General features: G+C 49.0%; 17 protein-coding genes and 2 pseudogenes. 7 read left to right on the plus strand and 12 right to left on the minus strand.

Features of this window, described 5'->3' with window-relative positions; genetic code table 11:
• Positions 1-58: 58 nt before the first annotated feature.
• Entirely contained in the window at positions 59-1,186 is a 1,128-nt protein-coding gene (locus CRI63_RS23025) for a CMD domain-containing protein (protein ID WP_135520920.1), read from the plus strand.
• A 67-nt stretch (positions 1,187-1,253) separates the two neighbouring features.
• Entirely contained in the window at positions 1,254-3,188 is a 1,935-nt protein-coding gene (locus CRI63_RS23030) for an exoribonuclease II (protein ID WP_135520922.1), read from the plus strand.
• Positions 3,189-3,251: 63 nt separating this feature from the next.
• On the opposite strand, the gene CRI63_RS23035 is transcribed toward CRI63_RS23030, so the two are convergent.
• Positions 3,252-3,374 carry a hypothetical protein gene (locus tag CRI63_RS23035; protein WP_130208829.1) on the minus strand — a complete coding sequence of 41 codons (123 nt, stop codon included), beginning with the start codon at positions 3,372-3,374 and terminating at the stop codon, positions 3,252-3,254.
• 53 nt (positions 3,375-3,427) lie between these two features.
• Between CRI63_RS23035 and pdeR the strand changes: the two genes are divergently transcribed.
• From pdeR to osmB, 4 genes are all read left to right on the plus strand, one after another.
• Positions 3,428-5,413 (plus strand): cyclic di-GMP phosphodiesterase, encoded by a 1,986-nt coding sequence (gene pdeR, locus CRI63_RS23040; RefSeq protein ID WP_130222767.1) that lies wholly within the window; start codon positions 3,428-3,430, stop codon positions 5,411-5,413.
• Positions 5,414-5,561: 148 nt separating this feature from the next.
• A complete protein-coding gene (gene yciZ, locus CRI63_RS23045; RefSeq protein WP_130208833.1) occupies positions 5,562-5,735 on the plus strand; it encodes a protein YciZ in 174 nt (57 codons plus the stop codon).
• Positions 5,736-5,828: 93 nt separating this feature from the next.
• Positions 5,829-6,578 carry a DNA-binding transcriptional regulator YciT gene (locus CRI63_RS23050; protein WP_130216058.1) on the plus strand — a complete coding sequence of 250 codons (750 nt, stop codon included), beginning with the start codon at positions 5,829-5,831 and terminating at the stop codon, positions 6,576-6,578.
• A 266-nt stretch (positions 6,579-6,844) separates the two neighbouring features.
• Entirely contained in the window at positions 6,845-7,063 is a 219-nt protein-coding gene (osmB, locus tag CRI63_RS23055) for an osmotically-inducible lipoprotein OsmB (protein ID WP_000498252.1), read from the plus strand.
• A 125-nt stretch (positions 7,064-7,188) separates the two neighbouring features.
• On the opposite strand, the gene yciH is transcribed toward osmB, so the two are convergent.
• The 5 genes and pseudogenes from yciH to pgpB form a co-directional block, all read right to left on the minus strand.
• Positions 7,189-7,515: a stress response translation initiation inhibitor YciH gene (gene yciH / locus CRI63_RS23060; protein ID WP_064527234.1), complete on the minus strand. Its 327-nt coding sequence runs from the start codon at positions 7,513-7,515 to the stop codon at positions 7,189-7,191.
• Positions 7,515-8,252: an orotidine-5'-phosphate decarboxylase gene (pyrF, locus tag CRI63_RS23065; protein WP_130208839.1), complete on the minus strand. Its 738-nt coding sequence runs from the start codon at positions 8,250-8,252 to the stop codon at positions 7,515-7,517. Before pyrF ends, yciH begins: the two co-directional genes overlap by 1 nt.
• A 192-nt stretch (positions 8,253-8,444) precedes the next feature.
• Positions 8,445-9,615, minus strand: a pseudogene (gene lapB, locus CRI63_RS23070) (lipopolysaccharide assembly protein LapB).
• Between the two features lie 6 nt (positions 9,616-9,621).
• Positions 9,622-9,930 carry a lipopolysaccharide assembly protein LapA gene (gene lapA / locus CRI63_RS23075; protein WP_130208843.1) on the minus strand — a complete coding sequence of 103 codons (309 nt, stop codon included), beginning with the start codon at positions 9,928-9,930 and terminating at the stop codon, positions 9,622-9,624.
• A gap of 148 nt (positions 9,931-10,078) precedes the next feature.
• Complete coding sequence (pgpB, locus tag CRI63_RS23080; protein WP_130222773.1) at positions 10,079-10,843, minus strand: phosphatidylglycerophosphatase B; 765 nt, start codon at positions 10,841-10,843, stop codon at positions 10,079-10,081.
• A gap of 168 nt (positions 10,844-11,011) precedes the next feature.
• Between pgpB and ribA the strand changes: the two genes are divergently transcribed.
• Complete coding sequence (ribA, locus tag CRI63_RS23085; protein ID WP_130208847.1) at positions 11,012-11,602, plus strand: GTP cyclohydrolase II; 591 nt, start codon at positions 11,012-11,014, stop codon at positions 11,600-11,602.
• 62 nt (positions 11,603-11,664) lie between these two features.
• On the opposite strand, the pseudogene acnA reads toward ribA, so the two are convergent.
• The 6 genes and pseudogenes from acnA to topA form a co-directional block, all read right to left on the minus strand.
• Positions 11,665-14,341 (minus strand): annotated as a pseudogene (gene acnA, locus CRI63_RS23090) (aconitate hydratase AcnA).
• 163 nt (positions 14,342-14,504) lie between these two features.
• Complete coding sequence (gene ymiC / locus CRI63_RS23095; RefSeq protein ID WP_130216048.1) at positions 14,505-14,600, minus strand: small membrane protein YmiC; 96 nt, start codon at positions 14,598-14,600, stop codon at positions 14,505-14,507.
• Positions 14,601-14,715: 115 nt separating this feature from the next.
• Entirely contained in the window at positions 14,716-14,886 is a 171-nt protein-coding gene (locus tag CRI63_RS23100) for a hypothetical protein (RefSeq protein WP_130208853.1), read from the minus strand.
• Between the two features lie 2 nt (positions 14,887-14,888).
• Positions 14,889-15,029 carry a YmiA family putative membrane protein gene (locus CRI63_RS23105; protein ID WP_214251104.1) on the minus strand — a complete coding sequence of 47 codons (141 nt, stop codon included), beginning with the start codon at positions 15,027-15,029 and terminating at the stop codon, positions 14,889-14,891.
• A 319-nt stretch (positions 15,030-15,348) separates the two neighbouring features.
• On the minus strand, positions 15,349-16,323 hold the full coding sequence (cysB, locus tag CRI63_RS23110) for an HTH-type transcriptional regulator CysB (RefSeq protein ID WP_064527218.1): 975 nt from the start codon (positions 16,321-16,323) through the stop codon (positions 15,349-15,351).
• Positions 16,324-16,532: 209 nt separating this feature from the next.
• A complete protein-coding gene (gene topA / locus CRI63_RS23115; protein WP_130208855.1) occupies positions 16,533-19,130 on the minus strand; it encodes a type I DNA topoisomerase in 2,598 nt (865 codons plus the stop codon).
• Between the last annotated feature and the right edge of the window lie 111 nt (positions 19,131-19,241).

Raw genomic sequence — 19,241 nt, forward strand, 5'->3', positions numbered from 1 at the left:
TTCTCCCCTTCCCGCCTTGCGTCAGGATAACGATTTCCGTTATGACCAAGGAGCGCCCATGGAGCAACGCCATAGTTCCGGCAAAAGCCACTGGTATCATGAAATCCAATCCAGCACTTCAGAGCATAACGTTCTGCCACTTGTACCCGAAGCCGCAAAGGTCAACGACCCTTTTTTGCTCGACGTGATTCTTGAGGAACAAACGCTGGCCCCTTTTCAGTCATGGCTGGCACCCGCACGTGCACTCGCCGGAGCGTTGTTCCCGGATCAGCTGGCCGTGACCCGCTTGCAGACATTCACCGCTTATGAACGCCTGTCTACAGCCCTGACGGTTGCCCAGGTCTGCGGCGTCCAGCGGTTGTGCAACTACTATTCCGCGCGCCTGACACCACTTCCCGGACCGGATTCCTCCAGAGAAAGTAATCATCGGCTGGCGCAAATCACACAATATGCCCGCCAACTGGCCTTCTCTCCATCTATTATCGACGGTCGGTCCCGTGAACATCTTAAAGATGTCGGCCTTACCGCCTGGGACTGTGTGTTCATTAACCAAATTATTGGCTTTGTCGGTTTTCAGGCGCGAGTGATTGCCACATTGCAGGCTTATCTCGAGCAACCCGTTCGTTGGCAACCCGGTCTGGAGATGCAAAACTACGCCGATGCATCACTGTTTGCGAATGAATCAACTCGCTGGCGTACCTGCTACGCCGTAGAAAAATCATGTGAAGATGCGGTGAATAGTTCGTCGGTTGAACTCAGCCAACTGACCGAAATACTCAATCTTCACCCAGCTCTACTTTCACGCCTTGAGGAGCTATTCGCCAGCACATTGGTTAGCGCCAAAACCAACCATCAACTTGCGACGTTGTTAACCGCGCGGATTAATGGCAGCGCCGCTTGCTTCGCTAGCCAAACATATTCAACAGCAGAATATAAAGAGGCAATCCTCATTCTACGTCAGGGCGAAAATGAAATTAATCGGTGGGCTGATAGCCATTGTGTTGAGCGCGCTACCGTTCAGGCGATACAATGGCTGACCCGAGCACCCGATCGCTTTAGCGCCGCCCAGTTCAGCCCATTACTCGAACACGAAATATCATCAACGCAGGTTATTAATTTGTTGGTATGGAGCGGGCTTTGTGGCTGGATCAATCGCTTAAAAATCGCGTTGGGTGAAACATATTAACCTTGCTGCGTCAGACAGAATCGCGTAAAACTGTCAGCCGCTCTAATGGCCACCAAAATAGACAATTATGTTTCAGGACAACCCGCTGCTAGCGCAGCTTAAACAGCAACTGCATTCCCAGACGCCCCGCGCTGAAGGGGTGGTAAAAGCCACTGAAAAAGGCTTTGGCTTCCTGGAAGTCGATGCACAGAAAAATTATTTCATTCCGCCGCCGCAAATGAAAAAAGTTATGCATGGCGACAGAATTATCGCAGTCATCCACAGCGAAAAAGATCGTGAATCTGCCGAACCAGAAGAACTGGTTGAACCTTTTCTAACCCGCTTCGTGGGTAAAGTTCAGGGCAAGAATGACCGTCTGGCCATTGTCCCTGATCATCCATTATTGAAAGATGCCATTCCTTGCCGCGCAGCCCGTGGCCTGACACATGAATTCAAAGAAGGCGACTGGGCAGTTGCCGAAATGCGCCGTCATCCATTGAAAGGCGATCGTTCTTTCTATGCAGAACTCACGCAGTACATCACTTTTGGCGACGATCACTTCGTGCCGTGGTGGGTAACTCTGGCGCGTCATAACCTGGAAAAAGAAGCGCCGAACGGCGTTGCTACTGAAATGCTCGACGAAGGTCTGGTGCGCGAAGATCTGACTGCACTGGATTTTGTCACCATCGATAGCGCCAGCACGGAAGATATGGATGACGCCCTCTTCGCGAAGGCGCTCCCGGATGACAAACTGCAACTGATCGTGGCGATTGCCGATCCAACCGCGTGGATTGCAGAAGGTAGTAAACTGGACAAAGCGGCAAAAGTTCGTGCATTCACCAACTATCTGCCAGGTTTCAACATCCCAATGCTGCCGCGTGAGCTTTCCGACGATCTCTGCTCACTGCGCGCCAATGAAGTTCGCCCGGTACTGGCGTGTCGGATGACGCTCTCCGCAGATGGCACCATTGAAGACAATATCGAGTTCTTTGCCGCAACCATCGAGTCCAAAGCGAAACTGGTTTATGACCAGGTTTCCGACTGGCTGGAAAACACCGGCGACTGGCAGCCAGAAAATGAGGCCATTGCCGAACAAATTCGCCTCCTGGCGCAAATTTGTCAGCGTCGCAGCGAGTGGCGCCATAACCATGCACTGGTGTTTAAAGATCGCCCGGATTACCGTTTTATTCTCGGTGAAAAAGGTGAAGTGCTGGATATCGTCGCCGAGCCTCGTCGCATTGCCAACCGTATTGTCGAAGAAGCGATGATCGCCGCTAACATTTGTGCGGCCCGCGTACTGCGCGATAAGCTCGGTTTTGGCATCTATAACGTGCATATGGGCTTTGATCCGGCAAATGCTGAAGCGCTGGCAGCATTGCTAAAAACGCACGGTCTGCATGTCGATGCTGAAGAAGTGCTCACGCTGGATGGTTTCTGCAAACTGCGTCGCGAACTGGATGCGCAACCGACCGGTTTCCTCGACAGCCGTATTCGTCGTTTCCAATCCTTTGCCGAAATCAGCATTGAACCAGGCCCTCATTTTGGCCTCGGCCTGGAAGCGTATGCCACCTGGACCTCACCGATCCGTAAATATGGCGATATGATCAACCATCGTCTGCTAAAAGCGATCATTAAAGGCGAAACAGCGACGCGTCCGCAGGATGAAATCACCGTCCAAATGGCAGAGCGTCGTCGTCTCAACCGGATGGCGGAACGTGATGTCGGTGATTGGTTATACGCACGCTTCCTGAAAGACAAAGCCGGGACCGACACCCGTTTTGCGGCAGAAATTGTCGATATCAGCCGTGGCGGCATGCGCGTGCGTCTGGTTGATAACGGCGCTATCGCTTTTATTCCTGCGCCTTTCTTACACGCTGTGCGTGATGAACTGGTTTGCAGTCAGGAAAATGGCACCGTGCAAATTAAAGGTGAAACGGTTTACAAGGTAACCGATGTTATCGACGTCACTATTGCCGAAGTTCGTATGGAAACTCGCAGCATTATTGCTCGTCCGGTAGCGTAATATTCTTTTGCGGCCCATTCATTACGGATGGGCCGTTTACTTGACTCGTCTCCGCATTCATTTTTATCCCCCCAGATTTTTTTCACAGACTTTCGTTTGTAAACTGGCGTTTTTCCAAAACTGGATTACAAATAAATATATAAATAAAACAATACGTTTAGCCGTCGCTAATTTTATGTAATTCATGTTGGACCTTTCTTTTAATCGCGAACTCCGCTGTTAACCGGAAGACACGCTTCATGAAAACAGTTAGGGAGTCCACAACGTTGTACAACTTTCTCGGATCGCACAATCCATACTGGCGTTTATCGGAAAGCAGCGATGTTTTGCGCTTTTCCACCACCGAAACCACAGAACCTGAACGTACTTTGCAGTTATCTGCCGAACAGGCTGCTCGCATCAGGGAAATGACGGTCATCACTTCCAGCTTGATGATGAGTCTGACCGTCAATGAGAGCGATCTTTCTGTGCATCTGGTTGGACGAAAAATCAATAAGCGCGAATGGGGCGGCAACGCGTCTGCATGGCATGACACACTTGCAGTAGCCCGCGATTTATCGCATGGGCTTTCTTTTGCTGAACAGGTAGTGTCTGAAGCTCATTCCGCGATAGTCATTCTTGACAGCCGGGGAAATATCCAACGGTTTAACCGATTATGTGAAGAATACACAGGTTTCAAAGAGCACGATGTCATTGGGCAAAGCGTATTTAAGCTGTTTATGAGCCGTCGTGAAGCTGCAGCATCCAGCCGCAATAACCGTGGCTTTTTTCGCAGCGGTAATGCTTATGAAATTGAGCTCTGGATACCAACGCGCAAAGGTCAACGGCTATTTCTGTTTCGCAACAAATTTGTGCACAGCGGTAGCGGCAAAAATGAGATCTATTTAATCTGTTCCGGCACCGATATTACCGAAGAGCGTCGCGCCCAGGAACGACTTCGCATACTGGCAAATACCGACAGCATCACTGGACTACCGAATCGTAACGCCATGCAGGCGTTAATCGATCATGCCATTGATCAAGCTAACGACTGTAAGGTTGGTGTTGTATATCTTGATTTAGACAATTTTAAAAAGGTAAACGACGCTTACGGGCATTTATTTGGCGACCAGTTATTACGTGAGGTGTCACTGGCCATTTTAAGCTGCCTTGAACAGGATCAGGTGCTGGCGCGTCCTGGCGGGGATGAGTTTCTGGTACTGGCACCCAATACATCACAAAGCGCACTGGAAGCGATGGCATCGCGTATTTTAACCCGGCTTCGCCAACCCTTCCGCATTGGTTTAATTGAAGTCTATACTGGCTGTTCCGTCGGTATTTCACTTTCGCCACAACATGGTATGGACAGCGCAGCCATTATTCGCCATGCCGACACCGCAATGTACACCGCAAAAGAAGGTGGGCGCGGACAGTTCTGTGTTTTTTCGCCAGAAATGAACCAACGTGTTTTCGAATATCTTTGGCTTGATACCAACCTGCGTAAAGCGCTGGAAAACGATCAGTTAGTTATTCATTATCAACCGAAAATCACCTGGCGCGGTGAAGTTCGAAGCCTGGAAGCGTTGGTGCGCTGGCAGTCGCCTGAACGCGGACTCATTCCCCCGTTAGACTTTATTTCCTATGCAGAAGAGTCTGGGCTAATTGTTCCATTAGGACGTTGGGTGATTCTCGATGTGGTGCGTCAGGTGGCGAAATGGCGTGATAAAGGCATTAATCTGCGGGTAGCGGTGAACATCTCTGCTCGCCAGTTTGCCGATCAAACTCTTTTTACCGATCTGAAGCAGGTTCTTCAAAAACTGAATTTTGAATACTGCCCTATTGATATCGAGTTAACTGAAAGCTGTCTGATAGAAAATGATGAACTCGCCCTCTCCGTTATCCAGCAATTTAGTCAGTTAGGCGCGCAAGTGCATTTGGATGATTTTGGCACCGGCTACTCTTCGCTTTCGCAACTTGCCCGCTTTCCCATTGATGCGATTAAACTTGACCAGGCTTTTGTCCGTAATATTCACAAACAACCTGTCTCGCAGTCATTAGTGCGCGCGATTGTCGCCGTCGCACAGGCATTGAATCTGCAAGTCATCGCCGAAGGCGTGGAAAGCACAAAAGAAGATGCCTTTTTAACCAAGAACGGCATCAATGAGAGGCAAGGATTTTTGTTTGCCAAACCAATGCCTGCTGTGGCCTTTGAACGTTGGTTTAAACGTTACCTGAAACGCTCATAAAGAGACGAATGTATATAATTAGCGATATATAATCTTATCACATATCATTTTCTCGAATGAAAATTGGCCTTTGCCACTATACGCTTCTCTTTTAGTGGCAATTTTTGCATTATTCATTTTTGCCTTTATTTGCCATAAGGATGCCCTCATGTCTGAATTTGATGCCCAGCGCGTTGCCGAACGTATTGATATTGTGTTAGATATCCTTGTGGCGGGCGATCACCACTCTGCGATCCATAATCTCGAGATACTAAAAGCAGAACTCTTGCGCCAGGTTGCTGCATCTACGCCAGACATCCCGAAGGCACCGTGGGAGATTTAACAGTCGTGCTTTCAGGCTTTCCATTTAGCAGAAAAGGATGCCAGGCGCGTCAGCTTTTTTATTGAATATTATAACGTTATAAGAATTACAGCGATGAATTCCCGACAACAAACAATTCTACAGATGGTCATTGACCAGGGTCAGGTTAGCGTAACCGAACTGGCAAAAGCCACTGGTGTTTCTGAAGTTACTATTCGCCAGGATCTCAACACCCTCGAAAAACTGAGTTATCTGCGCCGCGCGCATGGTTTTGCAGTTTCGCTTGATAGCGATGATGTTGAAACCCGGATGATGAGTAATTATACGTTGAAGCGTGAACTTGCCGAGTTTGCGGCTTCTCTGGTTCAGTCAGGTGAAACTATCTTTATTGAAAATGGCAGCAGCAATGCCCTTCTGGCTCGCACGTTAGGCGAACAGAAGAAAGATGTTACCATCATTACGGTTAGCAGCTACATTGCGCATTTGTTGAAAGACGCACCCTGTGAAGTCATTCTACTTGGTGGCGTGTACCAGAAAAAAAGCGAAAGCATGGTTGGCCCTCTGACACGTCAGTGTATCCAGCAGGTTCATTTCAGTAAGGCATTTATTGGTATTGATGGCTGGCAACCTGAAACTGGATTTACTGGACGCGATATGATGCGTACCGACGTAGTCAATGCCGTGTTGGAAAAAGAGTGCGAAGCAATCGTTCTGACGGACAGCTCAAAATTTGGTGCCGTACATTCTTACTCCATCGGCCCTGTTGAGAAAATCAAACGGGTCATTACCGACTCGAAGATACCTGCAAGCCACCTGTTGCATCTTGAGCATAATAGACTGACGGTTCACGTCATCAACAATTAATTTCCCCTCCTCTACGGATGATTTGCACTTTCGCAAATCATCCGCTCTAAGATGATTCCTGGTTGTTAATTAAGACTATTTACCTGTCCTTAAAACTTCAAAGTTGTAAACTTAACATTAGCGATATAACAGGAAGTGACTGTCACCTGCGTGATATAACCCTGCGCGAGAGGATTTCACGGAAAATAACTTTTTCAGAAAGCGTCTTAACTATTATAGTTAAAGAGAGCTTACTTCCGTGAATCATAAATTCAGGAGAGAGTATTATGTTTGTAACGAGCAAAAAAATGACCGCGGCTGTTCTGGCGATTACGCTGGCTATGTCTCTGAGTGCCTGTTCTAACTGGTCTAAACGAGATCGTAATACCGCAATCGGTGCGGGTGCAGGTGCTTTAGGTGGCGCAGTACTGACTGATGGCAGCACGCTGGGTACGTTAGGCGGTGCAGCAGTCGGTGGTATTATCGGTCACCAGGTCGGTAAATAATCGTAAATAAATGTCGATTAGCGACTCGCAATTATAATACGCTTAACTCTGTTCAGTACGAAATAACTGAATAATACACACAGTAAAATAAACGAAAGCCACGAATATTTTCGTGGCTTTTTTTGTTAACCGCCGGCGAGTTTTACCTTCATGCCTTTCGCTTCAAGCATTGATTTTAATAAATCACGCTTATCTCCCTGAATTTCGATAATTCCTTCTTTTACTGACCCTCCGCAGCCGCATTTTTTCTTCAGTTCTGCCGCTAGCTTTATCAGTTCAGCTTCATCGAGATCAACACCAGTAATCAGGCAAACACCCTTACCTTTGCGACCGCTGGTTTGACGTTGAATACGCACAACGCCATCACCTTTAGGGCGTACAGGGGCTACTTTCGGTTCATCGATACGTCCAGTCTCCGTTGAATAGACCAGACGGCTGTTGGAATCACTCATTATGCACTCCGCTGTAACGAGGCGTTGATCGCTTTCAGCGTTTGCGCTGGATCCGCAGATTGCGTCACCGGGCGACCAATCACCATATAATCAACCCCAGCTGCCAGCGCCTGTTCTGGCGTCATAATACGGCGCTGGTCTCCAGCATCACTCCCCTGCGGACGAATACCCGGCGTAACCAGTTTGAAGTCCTGACCAAACGCTTGTTTAAAACGAACGGCTTCCTGGGCAGAACACACCACGCCATCAAGACCACATTTTTGTGTCAGCGCCGCCAGACGCTCTGCATAATCCGCTGGTGACAGTGTCACGCCGAGATCCGCCAGATCGCTTGATTCCATGCTAGTCAGCACAGTTACCGCTATTAACAACGGCGCGTCTTTGCCAAACGGAACCAGCGCCTCACGAGCTGCGGTCATCATACGCGCCCCGCCAGAGGCATGAACATTCACCATCCACACACCTAAGTCAGCCGCTGCGGCCACGGCGTGCGCTGCTGTGTTGGGAATGTCGTGAAATTTCAGGTCAAGGAAGATATCAAAACCACGCTCTTGCAGTTCACGGACAAACTGTGGCCCAAACAGCGTAAACATCTCTTTGCCAACTTTCAGACGACAATCGCGTGGGTCGATTTTGTCGACAAATGCCAGCGCAGCATCACGATTATTATAATCAAGGGCAACAACGACGGGAGAACGCGTAACAGCGCGGGAAGAAGATGAAGCAGTTAACGTCATGACCAGACCTTCTTGATGATGGGCACCGGAAGTGGCGCGAAAAAGGTAAACGGCGTGCATTCTACCCGTGGAAATAAAAAATTAACAGTTGCGATTTCTCCCCTGTCAGGCTTTTCCATGCAGGAGTTACCGAAGCACATTTGTTGATAACAACCATTAGTATGTTGTAACTAAAGTCGATTTTTTTTAAAACTACAGGCCATCCAGACCACGAATTGGTTTAATGGTCGACCAGGCCCGACAGGACGGACAATGCCAGTAGAGGGTATAAGCGGTAAAACCACACTTCTGGCAGCGATAACGCGGCTTACTGCGTACCTTCTCACCAACCATATCGCGCAACACCATCAGGCTCTCTTTTGCACGCCCTTCTTCCGCTTCATTGAGGTGGTAATCCATCAATTTGTGGAACACGCGCATGGTTGGGTGACGTTGCAACTGGCGCGTAATATAAACCTGAACTGCATCGCTCCCGTCACGCGATTCAATGATGTCTGCAAGCATCAGTTCAGCATCAGCACCCGTATTTTCTTCCACCGCTCGCTGGAGAAACTCTCGCCCATTCGGCAGTTTTACCCAGTTGCTGATAGCAGGTTTGCAGCATTTCCAGCGTTTCGCTGACCAGTTCTCTGTCCTGAGAAATAACGCGTTGCAGGCTTTCGACGGCTTTGCCGTACTCGCCTTTGGCCATAAACACACGCCCCATCATGATGGATACGCGCGCGCTGTTTTTGTCGGCCGCCGCCCCTTTTTTCAGCAACGTCATGGCACGATCGAGATCTTCGCTGGCAATGTATTGAAGAGCTAATTCACAATAGAAATGAGCTATTTCGACCCGCTGTTTATCTTTACCCAGTTTAACCAAACGTTCGGCGACATCGATCGCCTTTTGCCATTCACTGGTGGCCTGGTAGATTTGCAGGAGTTGTTGCAAAGCGCCAACACGGAAGTCAGTTTCATCAGTCAATTGATTAAACATATCTTCCGCACGATCGTACAATCCGGCAGCCATGTAATCACGCCCCAGTTGCTGAATTGCCAACAGGCGCTGTTCATAGGTCAGCGAGGCGCTTTCCATTAAAGTTTGGTGGATGCGAATTGCGCGATCGACTTCGCCACGGGATCGGAACAAGTTTCCGAGCGTAAGGTGGGCTTCAACGGTGCCGGTATCCTCTTTGAGCATATCGAGGAACAGGTCCACCGCCTTATCTTGTTGATTGCTAAGCAGAAAGTTAACCCCCGCCACGTAATCACGTGACAGGCGATTGGCTTCATCTTGCTTGTTTTGTTGCGCACTTCTGCGGCCCATATACCAGCCATAGGCAGCGGCTACAGGCAAAAGCAGAAACAACAACTCCAGCATAGAAGGTTATTCCTTCGCCACTGACGCATGCGGCGCTACCGCCACATCAGTCGCGGGTGAAAGCTGGTTTTCCAGTCGCTTTATTTTACGTTCAGCACGCGCCAGAGAAACACGAACTCGCAGCCAGAACAGTCCGCAAATTAACCAACCGATAGCAAAGCCCGCAGCAAACAATACCGCCAGCAAAGTAGAGATACGATACTCCCCTTGCGCTAACAGATAGTTAAACGTCACCTGTTGATCGTTCTGCGCACCTAACGTGACCGAAATCACGAAAATCGCCAACACCAATAAGAAAATGAGTAAATATTTCACATTACTTCCCGTTATGTGGTTAGAGCGCATAAATTATGGTCAACTTACCGCAATAGCCCTTTAAAGTACCATTTTCACGCCGACTGCGAAATGGCAACTACGTGCATTGTTGGTGATTTAAGGGCGAAAATCAGAAAATCAACCAGCGTTAACTTTCTTCTTCTCGTTGCGCTATCTCACGATTTTCTTCCGGAGGTGGTGTTAATGGCCCACAAATTCGTTGTGCAAGCCAGGTTGCCACCGCCACCAGCGCCCACGAAATCAATGTAGCCACCACCAAATCACGCGGCCAATGCATCCCGAGCAGTAGGCGGCTTCCCATGACTCCCGTGGCCCAAACCAGCAAGAGTGCAATGGTGAACGTTCGCCGACGCGGCCACAGTAACCCAACGGCCAGCAGCGCCCAACTGGCAGCAAACATCGTGTGACCGGAAGGAAAGGCAAAACCCGTCTCTTTCTGCCAGTGAGAGCGTAAATAGCCCGGTATATTATTTTCTGCAGCCAACTGTTCTTTCACTAAACTTCCGCGTTCCGCACGTTTTAAAGTGTAGAACTCCTCAACCGGAATATGATGTGTTTTTTCCAGCCATATCACGAAGGGGCGCGGCTCCTGAACTTTATCTTTTATCCAGGATTTCACGCCTTGTCCAATGAGGATCGCCGCAGCCAGAATGGTAAACAGCATAATTGCGGCTTTGAGGCGAAAACGCAGACACCAGAGAAACCAAGCGAATAAAATCAGATGTGTAATGACGCCCCAGGGCTGAGTAACGGTTTCAGTGACCCAAAAGGCCGCTTTTAACAGCCAACTTTGATCTCCTGGTTGCCAACGCCAGCCAGAAATCCATACAGCTACCGGCATTACAAGTAATAGTGCAGCTCCCACTGCGGTACGTCTGGCAATCGAACGCATGGCCTCTCCTTTTTATAATTCCCACAATCATAACTGAAAATGCCTGCTCCAGTAAAAATTGACAGATTTGTGCCATTCAGTGAACGATTGGCGCGTCGTGATTAGGAGAACCCCTTCGCGTTATGGCAAAATAAGCCAATACAGAACCAGCATTATCTGGAGAATTTCATGCAGCTTAAACGTGTGGCAGAAGCCAAACTGCCAACCCCATGGGGCGATTTCCTGATGGTGGGATTTGAAGAACTGGCAACCGGACACGATCATGTCGCGTTAGTTTATGGCGACATTTCAGGACATACTCCTGTCCTGGCACGCGTCCATTCTGAGTGTCTGACCGGTGATGCCCTGTTCAGCTTGCGCTGCGATTGTGGCTTCCAGCTTGAAGCGGCACTGACGCATATTGCCGAAGAAGGCCGTGGTATTTTGCTGTACCACCGTCAGGAAGGACGTAACATCGGTTTGTTGAATAAAATCCGTGCTTATGCGTTACAGGATCAAGGTTACGATACTGTAGAGGCCAATCATCAGTTAGGTTTCGCCGCTGATGAACGTGATTTCACCCTCTGCGCCGACATGTTCAAGTTACTGGGCGTTAATGAAGTCCGTCTGTTAACCAACAACCCGAAAAAAGTCGAAATTCTGACCGAAGCAGGTATCAACATTGTTGAGCGCGTGCCGTTGATTGTTGGCCGTAACCCAAATAACGAACACTATCTCGATACTAAAGCCGAGAAAATGGGCCATTTGTTCAACAAATAACCCTGTTCGCTACAGACTTAATATATTTGCCGGATGATCCACATCCGGCAAATAAAGCTGAATTACTTCAACATATTACGAATGACATAATGCAAAATACCGTCGTTCTGGTAATAGGTTAATTCTGTTGCAGTGTCGATGCGACAACGGCACGGCACAACGTCCTGCACACCATCAGCTCGCGTTAGTGTCACAGGAACCGTAGCGCCAGGTTGCAGATTTTGCAGATCGGCAATATCAATCTTCTCTTCCCCCGTCAGCCCTAACGATTTACGCGTCACACCTTGCGGGAACTCCAGCGGCAAAATACCCATGCCGATTAAATTCGAACGGTGAATACGTTCAAACGATTCTGCTATCACCACGCGAATACCGAGCAGACGCGGGCCTTTTGCCGCCCAGTCTCGACTCGAACCTGACCCATATTCTTTCCCGGCAATTACCGCCAGCGGTGTTTTCTCTTGCTGATAGCGCATCGCCGCATCATAAATAGAGATAACATCATTGCCTGGTAGATGGCGCGTCATCCCCCCTTCAACACCAGGCACCATTTCGTTACGAATGCGAATATTGGCGAACGTGCCGCGCATCATCACTTCATGGTTACCACGACGCGAACCGTAGGAGTTAAAATCTTTACGCTCAACACCACGACCTTGTAGATATCGACCCGCGGGGCTATCAGGCTTAATGCTGCCTGCCGGAGAGATATGGTCAGTGGTAACCGAATCACCCAGCATTGCCAGAATTCGCGCGCCGTGAATATCTTCCACTGGCGCAGGGGTTGCCTGCATTTCATCAAAGAAAGGCGATAAGCGAATGTAGGTCGAATCATCCTGCCATCCGTAGGTATCTGATCGTACAACCTTAATCTCCTTCCACTCCGCAGTCCCTTCGAAAACTTCCGCGTACTCCTTACGGAACATTTCAGTGGAGACTTGCGCAACAGCGCGAGCAATCTCTTGAGTCGATGGCCAGATATCTTTCAGATATACCGGATCGCCTTTACGATCGTGCCCCAGAGGTTCGGAAGCCAGGTTGATATTCATATTGCCCGCCAGTGCATAGGCAACCACCAGTGGCGGCGAAGCCAACCAGTTGGTTTTAACCAGCGGATGAATACGTCCTTCAAAGTTACGGTTGCCAGACAGTACCGCGCCAACGGTTAAATCGCCCTTTTTGATCGCGGTTTCGATAGGATCGGGCAACGGACCAGAGTTACCAATACAGGTGGTACAACCATAGCCCACAAGGTTAAAGCCCAGTTCATCAAGATACGGCGTCAGTTTGGCTTTTGCCAGATAGTCAGAAACCACTTTCGAGCCAGGCGCGAGAGACGCTTTGACCCACGGTTGTCGTTTCAGCCCCAGGGTGACGGCTTTTTTCGCCAGTAATCCGGCCGCCATCAGCACGCTGGGGTTTGAGGTATTGGTACACGACGTTATCGCAGCAATAACCACTGCACCATTAGGCAACTGATACTGATGCCCGTTCATAACATAATCGACCGGCTGGCGATCTTTATGCGTGGCGTTGACTTCCAGTTCGTTACTGGCGGCAAAAGCTTTTGGCACATCAGGCAGCGCAACACGATCTTGTGGACGCTTTGGACCGGCAAGACTAGCGACTACGTCGTTCATATCCAATTCAAGCGTACTGGTAAACACCGGTTCATCACCTGCGTTCCGCCACATCCCCTGCGCTTTAGCATATTTCTCAACCAGTTCAACCTGGTCTTCACTACGGCCGCTTAACCGCATGTAATCGAGAGTGACAGCATCGATTGGGAAGAAGCCGCAGGTCGCACCATATTCCGGCGACATATTGGCAATGGTTGCACGATCCGCCAGTGGCAGTGAATCCAGACCATCACCGTAAAATTCGACGAATTTACCTACTACGCCATGTTTACGTAGCATCTGAGTAACGGTCAGCACCAGGTCGGTGGCGGTAATACCTTCACGCAGTTTACCGGTGAGTTTAAAGCCCACCACATCAGGAATAAGCATGGAAACTGGCTGACCTAACATCGCCGCTTCCGCTTCGATTCCACCAACGCCCCAGCCCAACACACCAAGACCGTTAATCATGGTCGTGTGCGAGTCGGTGCCGACGAGCGTATCCGGATAAGCAATCCATTCCCCCTCCTGCAATTCACTCCACACCGCTTTGCCGAGATATTCAAGGTTCACCTGGTGGCAAATCCCAGTGCCTGGTGGCACAACGCTAAAACGACTGAACGCCTGTTGCCCCCATTTCAGAAACACATAACGCTCGTGGTTGCGCTCCATTTCCAGGCGTACGTTTTCCTCAAATGCCTCATCATCGCCAAAGCGATCGACGGTAACCGAGTGGTCAATCACCAGATCGACCGGTGAGAGCGGATTCACCTTCGCGGTATCGCCACCGAGACGTTTTTACTGCTTCCCGCATCGCCGCAAGATCAACAACAGCAGGTACGCCGGTAAAATCCTGCATCAGCACTCTGGCTGGACGGTAGGCAATTTCGCGATCGGCATGGGCATTTTTCAGCCATCCCGCCAGCGCATGAATATCTTCTTCGGTGACCGAATTGCCATCCTGCCAGCGCAGCAGGTTTTCGAGCAGAACTTTGAGTGACTTGGGCAGACGGGTGATATCGCCCAGTGATTTGGCAGCAAGCGGCAGGCTGTAGTAGTGGTAAGTTTTATCTTTGGCCTGCAACGTGTCCTTACTGGCTTCTCGTAGGGTTGACGACATAGCTCCTCCTTAATAACAGGGTTGCGATGCCCTGATTCTCTTCAGGGTGAATATTAAAGATAACACAAACATCGCGTAACGATTTGATAACAACCCAAATTGATAAAAGAGGAGAAACCTTGTGGCAACGCAAAAGAAAACCCCGCCGCAGCGGGGTCAGGGATCAGTGAGTAACGATCCAGATGAGTTCGGCCCAGAAGAGCATCGACAGAGAAAATGCGCCCATCCAGGACCAGTATTTCGTATTTGTAGTGATCATAGGCTACACCCTTAACTGTTATTACTTTATGTTGAGATAACTCAACCTGTTATTGCTGTGGTGTATTAAAAGCCGTTATATTCATTAATATATTGGGTAACAAGAATGATGATAATTATTGTTTCTGCTGATCATCTTCAGCAAACATCTCTATAAAGGCTTGCTGTTGCGGTGTTAGTTTCCAGCTATGGGGTATAACGACGGAACAATCCCGTTTCGTTTCCGTTGCATTGTCATTCTGCTGACATAATGGTGACGGTTCCTGATGTTGCTCCTGAACGACCATAGTTATCCCCACACTTTCCAAATCAGCAGTGCGACAACCACCCAAAAGAGCGCAGAACCAAGAAATACCGCAAGCCAGGCTTTGCGTTTTAATTCAGGGTCCCGGCGGGGGGCCTGATTTCCAGAAGGCATTGCTAACCTCATATAATCGCCATCACTTATCAGCAAGACGCTAAACGATTGGTATAATTAATCAAATGATAGGACAAATCCTAATGAAACTTTAGTCAAAAATCCAGCGAATTTACGAATCGTTTCCAGTGAATAATTCAATCTTTTGACCTGAAATAGATATTTGAAGAGTGGAGTTTGCAACGCGGATAAATAGACACTACTTTATGCTCGATTTGCCATAAAAATTTTGTGGATATTTATATTGTGAGCGACTAACAAATAAAAAGGAATAGAGAATATATTCCGGCACCTTTGTCACATAAAAAGATGCCGGAAATAACGTGGGTAATTATTTTTCTGGCAATTTGATATCTTTGAACATGACTTCAATTTCTTCATTGGAACGCAGTGCAACGGCGGCATCAACGACGTCTCGCGTTAAATGCGGCGCAAAACGCTGAATGAAATCATACATATAGCTGCGTAAAAACGTACTACGGCGAAAACCAATTTTAGTTGTGCTGTGGCTGAAGATATCATGTGCATCGACACGCACCAGATCGGGGTCTGAAACCGGATCGACCGCCATGCTGGCAATGACCCCTACTCCCAGCCCAAGACGAACGTAGGTTTTAATGACGTCAGCATCAGTTGCTGTGAAGACAATTCGCGGCGTCAGTCCTGCGCGGTTAAAGGCTGTGTCCAGTTCGGAACGGCCGGTAAAGCCGAAGGTATACGTTACTAGCGGATACTGCGCCAGTTCTTCAATCGTGATTTCCTTTTTGCCCGCCAGAGGATGATCCGGGGTTACCACAATGGCCCGGTTCCAGTGGTAGCACGGCAACATCACTAAATCTTCATATAAATGCAGGGCTTCCGTGGCGATTGCGAAATCGGCATTACCTTTAGAGACTGCATCAGCAATTTGTGTCGGCGAGCCCTGATGCATATGCAAAGAAACGCGAGGATAACGCTCGATAAAGCCTTTAATGACATTTGGCAGCGCATAACGTGCCTGAGTATGGGTAGTGGCAATATATAGCGAACCTTTATCAGGCCAGGTGTGTTCACCGGCTACCGATTTAATGGCGTCGACCTTTGACAACACTTCACGAGCAATACGAATAATTTCCTGCCCTGCGGGGGTTACCTGCGTCAGGTGCTTACCGCTACGGGAAAAAATTTGAATGCCCAGTTCATCTTCCAACATTCTGACTTGCTTACTGATCCCGGGTTGTGATGTGTAAAGTCCTTCAGCCGTTGAGGAGACATTCAGGTTATGATTGACTACCTCAACAATATAGCGAAGTTGTTGTAATTTCATGTTAAACCATCCAATTAGACGCCATCAGAACATCGTTTTTTCGCCACACCTGGCGGGTGACTAATACGATTTAATAATAAAAAAAGTGATAACTATAACCACTATATCATTTATAGCTTTAGTGTATAGGTGTGTAGAAAAAATAATATGCAATGAAAAAGGGCCGCTTTTGCGACCCTTTGTTTATAAAAACCTGACAGACTTAAAGGTTATTTTTTCCCTTCAACCCATTTGCCATCAACATAAAATGCTGACCAGCCAGTTGCCTTTCCGTCTTTTTCCGAAGAGACATATTGCTGTTTGGTTTTACGGCTAAAGCGAACCATTGTCTTATTACCGTCTGGATCTTGCTGCGGAGCCTCCGCCAGATAACGCAGTTTTTCCGGCAGACGGTCGCGGAAGCGATAAAGCTCTTCAACCAGCGGCGCACGCGTTTCACGAGATTTCGGGAAGGTGTTGGCAGCCAGGAACACTCCAGCAGCGCCGTCACGGAGCACGAAATAAGCATCCGATTTTTCGCACGCTAATTCTGGCAGCGGAACCGGATCTTCTTTCGGTGGCGCCACTTCGCCGTTACGTAAAATCTTACGCGTGTTTTTACACTCTTCGTTGGTGCAGGCCATGTATTTACCGAAACGCCCCATTTTCAGGTGCATTTCAGAGCCACATTTTTCACACTCAACGATCGGGCCGTCATAACCTTTAATGCGGAATTCGCCCTCTTCGATCTCGTAACCATCGCAGGTTGGGTTATTACCACAAACATGCAACTTACGTTTTGGATCGATGAGATAGCTGTCCATCGCCGTGCCGCATTTCGGGCAACGACGTTTGGCGCGCAGGGCGTTAGTTTCAGCGTCTTCGCCTTCCAGTACGTTCAGTACTTCGTTTTCCGGCACCAGGTTAATGGTAGTTTTGCAACGCTCTTTCGGCGGCAGCGCATAGCCAGAACAGCCAAGGAATACCCCGGTGCTCGCTGTACGAATACCCATTTTGCGACCACAAGTCGGGCAGTCAATGCTGGTCAGAACCATCTGGTTCGGGCGCATACCGCCCTCTTCCGGATCTTTTTCCGCTTTATCAAGCTGCTGGGTGAAATCCGAGAAGAAGTGATCCAGTACGGCTTTCCATTCCGCTTCGTGATTTGCCACCTGGTCGAGACTGTTTTCCATCTGCGCGGTGAAGTCGTAATTCATTAATTCGCGGAAATTTTCCTCCAGGCGATCGGTTACGATTTCACCCATTTTTTCCGCATAGAATCGACGGTTTTCCACACGCACATAGCCGCGATCCTGGATGGTCGAAATAATCGACGCATAGGTAGACGGACGACCAATACCGCGTTTTTCCAGTTCTTTAACCAGCGAGGCTTCGCTGAAACGGGCTGGCGGCTTGGTAAAGTGCTGTGCCGGAGTCAGTTCAACAAGCGACAGGGAGTCGCCTTTATCGACCGCCGGTAAAATACGATCTTCATCGCCTTTACGCAGCGCAGGCATTACTTTCGTCCAGCCATCAAAGCGCAGAATACGTCCGCGCGCTTTCAGGCGGAAATCACCCGCACCAACGGTCAGCGTGGTGGAATCATATTTCGCCGGGGTCATCTGACAGGCAACAAACTGACGCCAGATTAACTGGTAAAGTTTCTGTGCGTCCGCTTCCATATCCTTCAGCGATTCCGCCATCACATTGACGTCAGAAGGACGAATTGCTTCGTGCGCTTCTTGTGAGTTTTCTTTGCTGGCGTACTGATTCGGACTTTCCGGCAGATATTTATTACCAAAATTATCGCTGATATAACCGCGAACCATATTTACCGCGTCCTGACTCAGGTTAGTGGAGTCAGTACGCATGTAAGTGATATAGCCTGCTTCATACAGACGCTGCGCCATCATCATGGTTTTTTTCACGCCAAAACCAAGACGGGTGCTGGCAGCCTGTTGCAGCGTGGAGGTAATAAAAGGAGCGCCAGGTTTACTGGTGGTCGGTTTGTCTTCACGTTCCAGCACGCTATAGCGCGCTTTTTCCAGCAGACTTACCGCAGCCTGAGTTTGTTCTTTATTGACCGGACGGAACGGTTTGTCATTCTGATGGGTCACCTGCAAAGCCAATGCTTCGCCGGATGGCGTGGTCGTGCTGGCATCCACTTCCCAGAACTCTTCCGGTACGAACGCTTTAATTTCACGCTCACGTTCAACCACCAGGCGGACCGCCACCGACTGCACACGCCCGGCAGACAGACCACGAGCAATTTTTTTCCACAGCAGCGGAGAAACCATATACCCCACCACGCGGTCCATAAAGCGACGCGCCTGCTGGGCATTAACACGATCGATATTCAGCTCACCTGGCTTGTTAAATGCCTGACGAATCGCGTTTTTCGTAATTTCGTTAAATACCACTCGGCTATAGCGCGCATCATCACCACCAATCACTTCCCGCAGGTGCCATGCAATGGCTTCCCCTTCGCGGTCAAGGTCGGTTGCGAGATAGATGTGGTCGGCTTTTTCAGCCAGTTGTTTCAGTTCAGAGACGACCTTCTCTTTACCTGGCAACACTTCATAGTGCGCCTCCCAATTGTGCCACGGGTCAACCCCCATACGGTTGACGAGAGCGCCACGTTCATCCTTTTTAGGCTTTTTAGCCGTCTTGGTGGAGGTAGAGTCGGCACTCTTTTTGGCAGCTGAGCCACTGGTCGGCAAATCGCGGATGTGACCGACACTGGATTTCACCACGTAGTCACTACCCAGATACTTGTTGATCGTTTTGGCTTTTGCCGGGGACTCAACGATGACAAGAGCTTTACCCATATTCACCTTACCTAATTTGATTCTTCCAGGAATGCGTCGCACATTGATAAACCTTCCACTGGCAACGAGTTACCGATATGGACTCGCTCTCTGCGGATATCAACCCCTTGT

This window comes from Escherichia sp. E2661, assembly GCF_004745185.1.
Classification (GTDB): Bacteria; Pseudomonadota; Gammaproteobacteria; order Enterobacterales; family Enterobacteriaceae; genus Escherichia.

Coding starts and splice junctions, on each gene's coding strand:
- CRI63_RS23025 (WP_135520920.1), top strand. CDS start 59: ATGGAGCAACGCCATAGTTCCGGCAAAAGCCACTGGTATCATGAAATC.
- CRI63_RS23030 (WP_135520922.1), top strand. CDS start 1,254: ATGTTTCAGGACAACCCGCTGCTAGCGCAGCTTAAACAGCAACTGCAT.
- CRI63_RS23035 (WP_130208829.1), bottom strand. CDS start 3,374: ATGAATTACATAAAATTAGCGACGGCTAAACGTATTGTTTTATTTATA.
- pdeR (WP_130222767.1), top strand. CDS start 3,428: ATGAAAACAGTTAGGGAGTCCACAACGTTGTACAACTTTCTCGGATCG.
- yciZ (WP_130208833.1), top strand. CDS start 5,562: ATGTCTGAATTTGATGCCCAGCGCGTTGCCGAACGTATTGATATTGTG.
- CRI63_RS23050 (WP_130216058.1), top strand. CDS start 5,829: ATGAATTCCCGACAACAAACAATTCTACAGATGGTCATTGACCAGGGT.
- osmB (WP_000498252.1), top strand. CDS start 6,845: ATGTTTGTAACGAGCAAAAAAATGACCGCGGCTGTTCTGGCGATTACG.
- yciH (WP_064527234.1), bottom strand. CDS start 7,515: ATGAGTGATTCCAACAGCCGTCTGGTCTATTCAACGGAGACTGGACGT.
- pyrF (WP_130208839.1), bottom strand. CDS start 8,252: ATGACGTTAACTGCTTCATCTTCTTCCCGCGCTGTTACGCGTTCTCCC.
- pgpB (WP_130222773.1), bottom strand. CDS start 10,843: ATGCGTTCGATTGCCAGACGTACCGCAGTGGGAGCTGCACTATTACTT.
- ribA (WP_130208847.1), top strand. CDS start 11,012: ATGCAGCTTAAACGTGTGGCAGAAGCCAAACTGCCAACCCCATGGGGC.
- ymiC (WP_130216048.1), bottom strand. CDS start 14,600: ATGATCACTACAAATACGAAATACTGGTCCTGGATGGGCGCATTTTCT.
- CRI63_RS23100 (WP_130208853.1), bottom strand. CDS start 14,886: ATGGTCGTTCAGGAGCAACATCAGGAACCGTCACCATTATGTCAGCAG.
- CRI63_RS23105 (WP_214251104.1), bottom strand. CDS start 15,029: ATGAGGTTAGCAATGCCTTCTGGAAATCAGGCCCCCCGCCGGGACCCT.
- cysB (WP_064527218.1), bottom strand. CDS start 16,323: ATGAAATTACAACAACTTCGCTATATTGTTGAGGTAGTCAATCATAAC.
- topA (WP_130208855.1), bottom strand. CDS start 19,130: ATGGGTAAAGCTCTTGTCATCGTTGAGTCCCCGGCAAAAGCCAAAACG.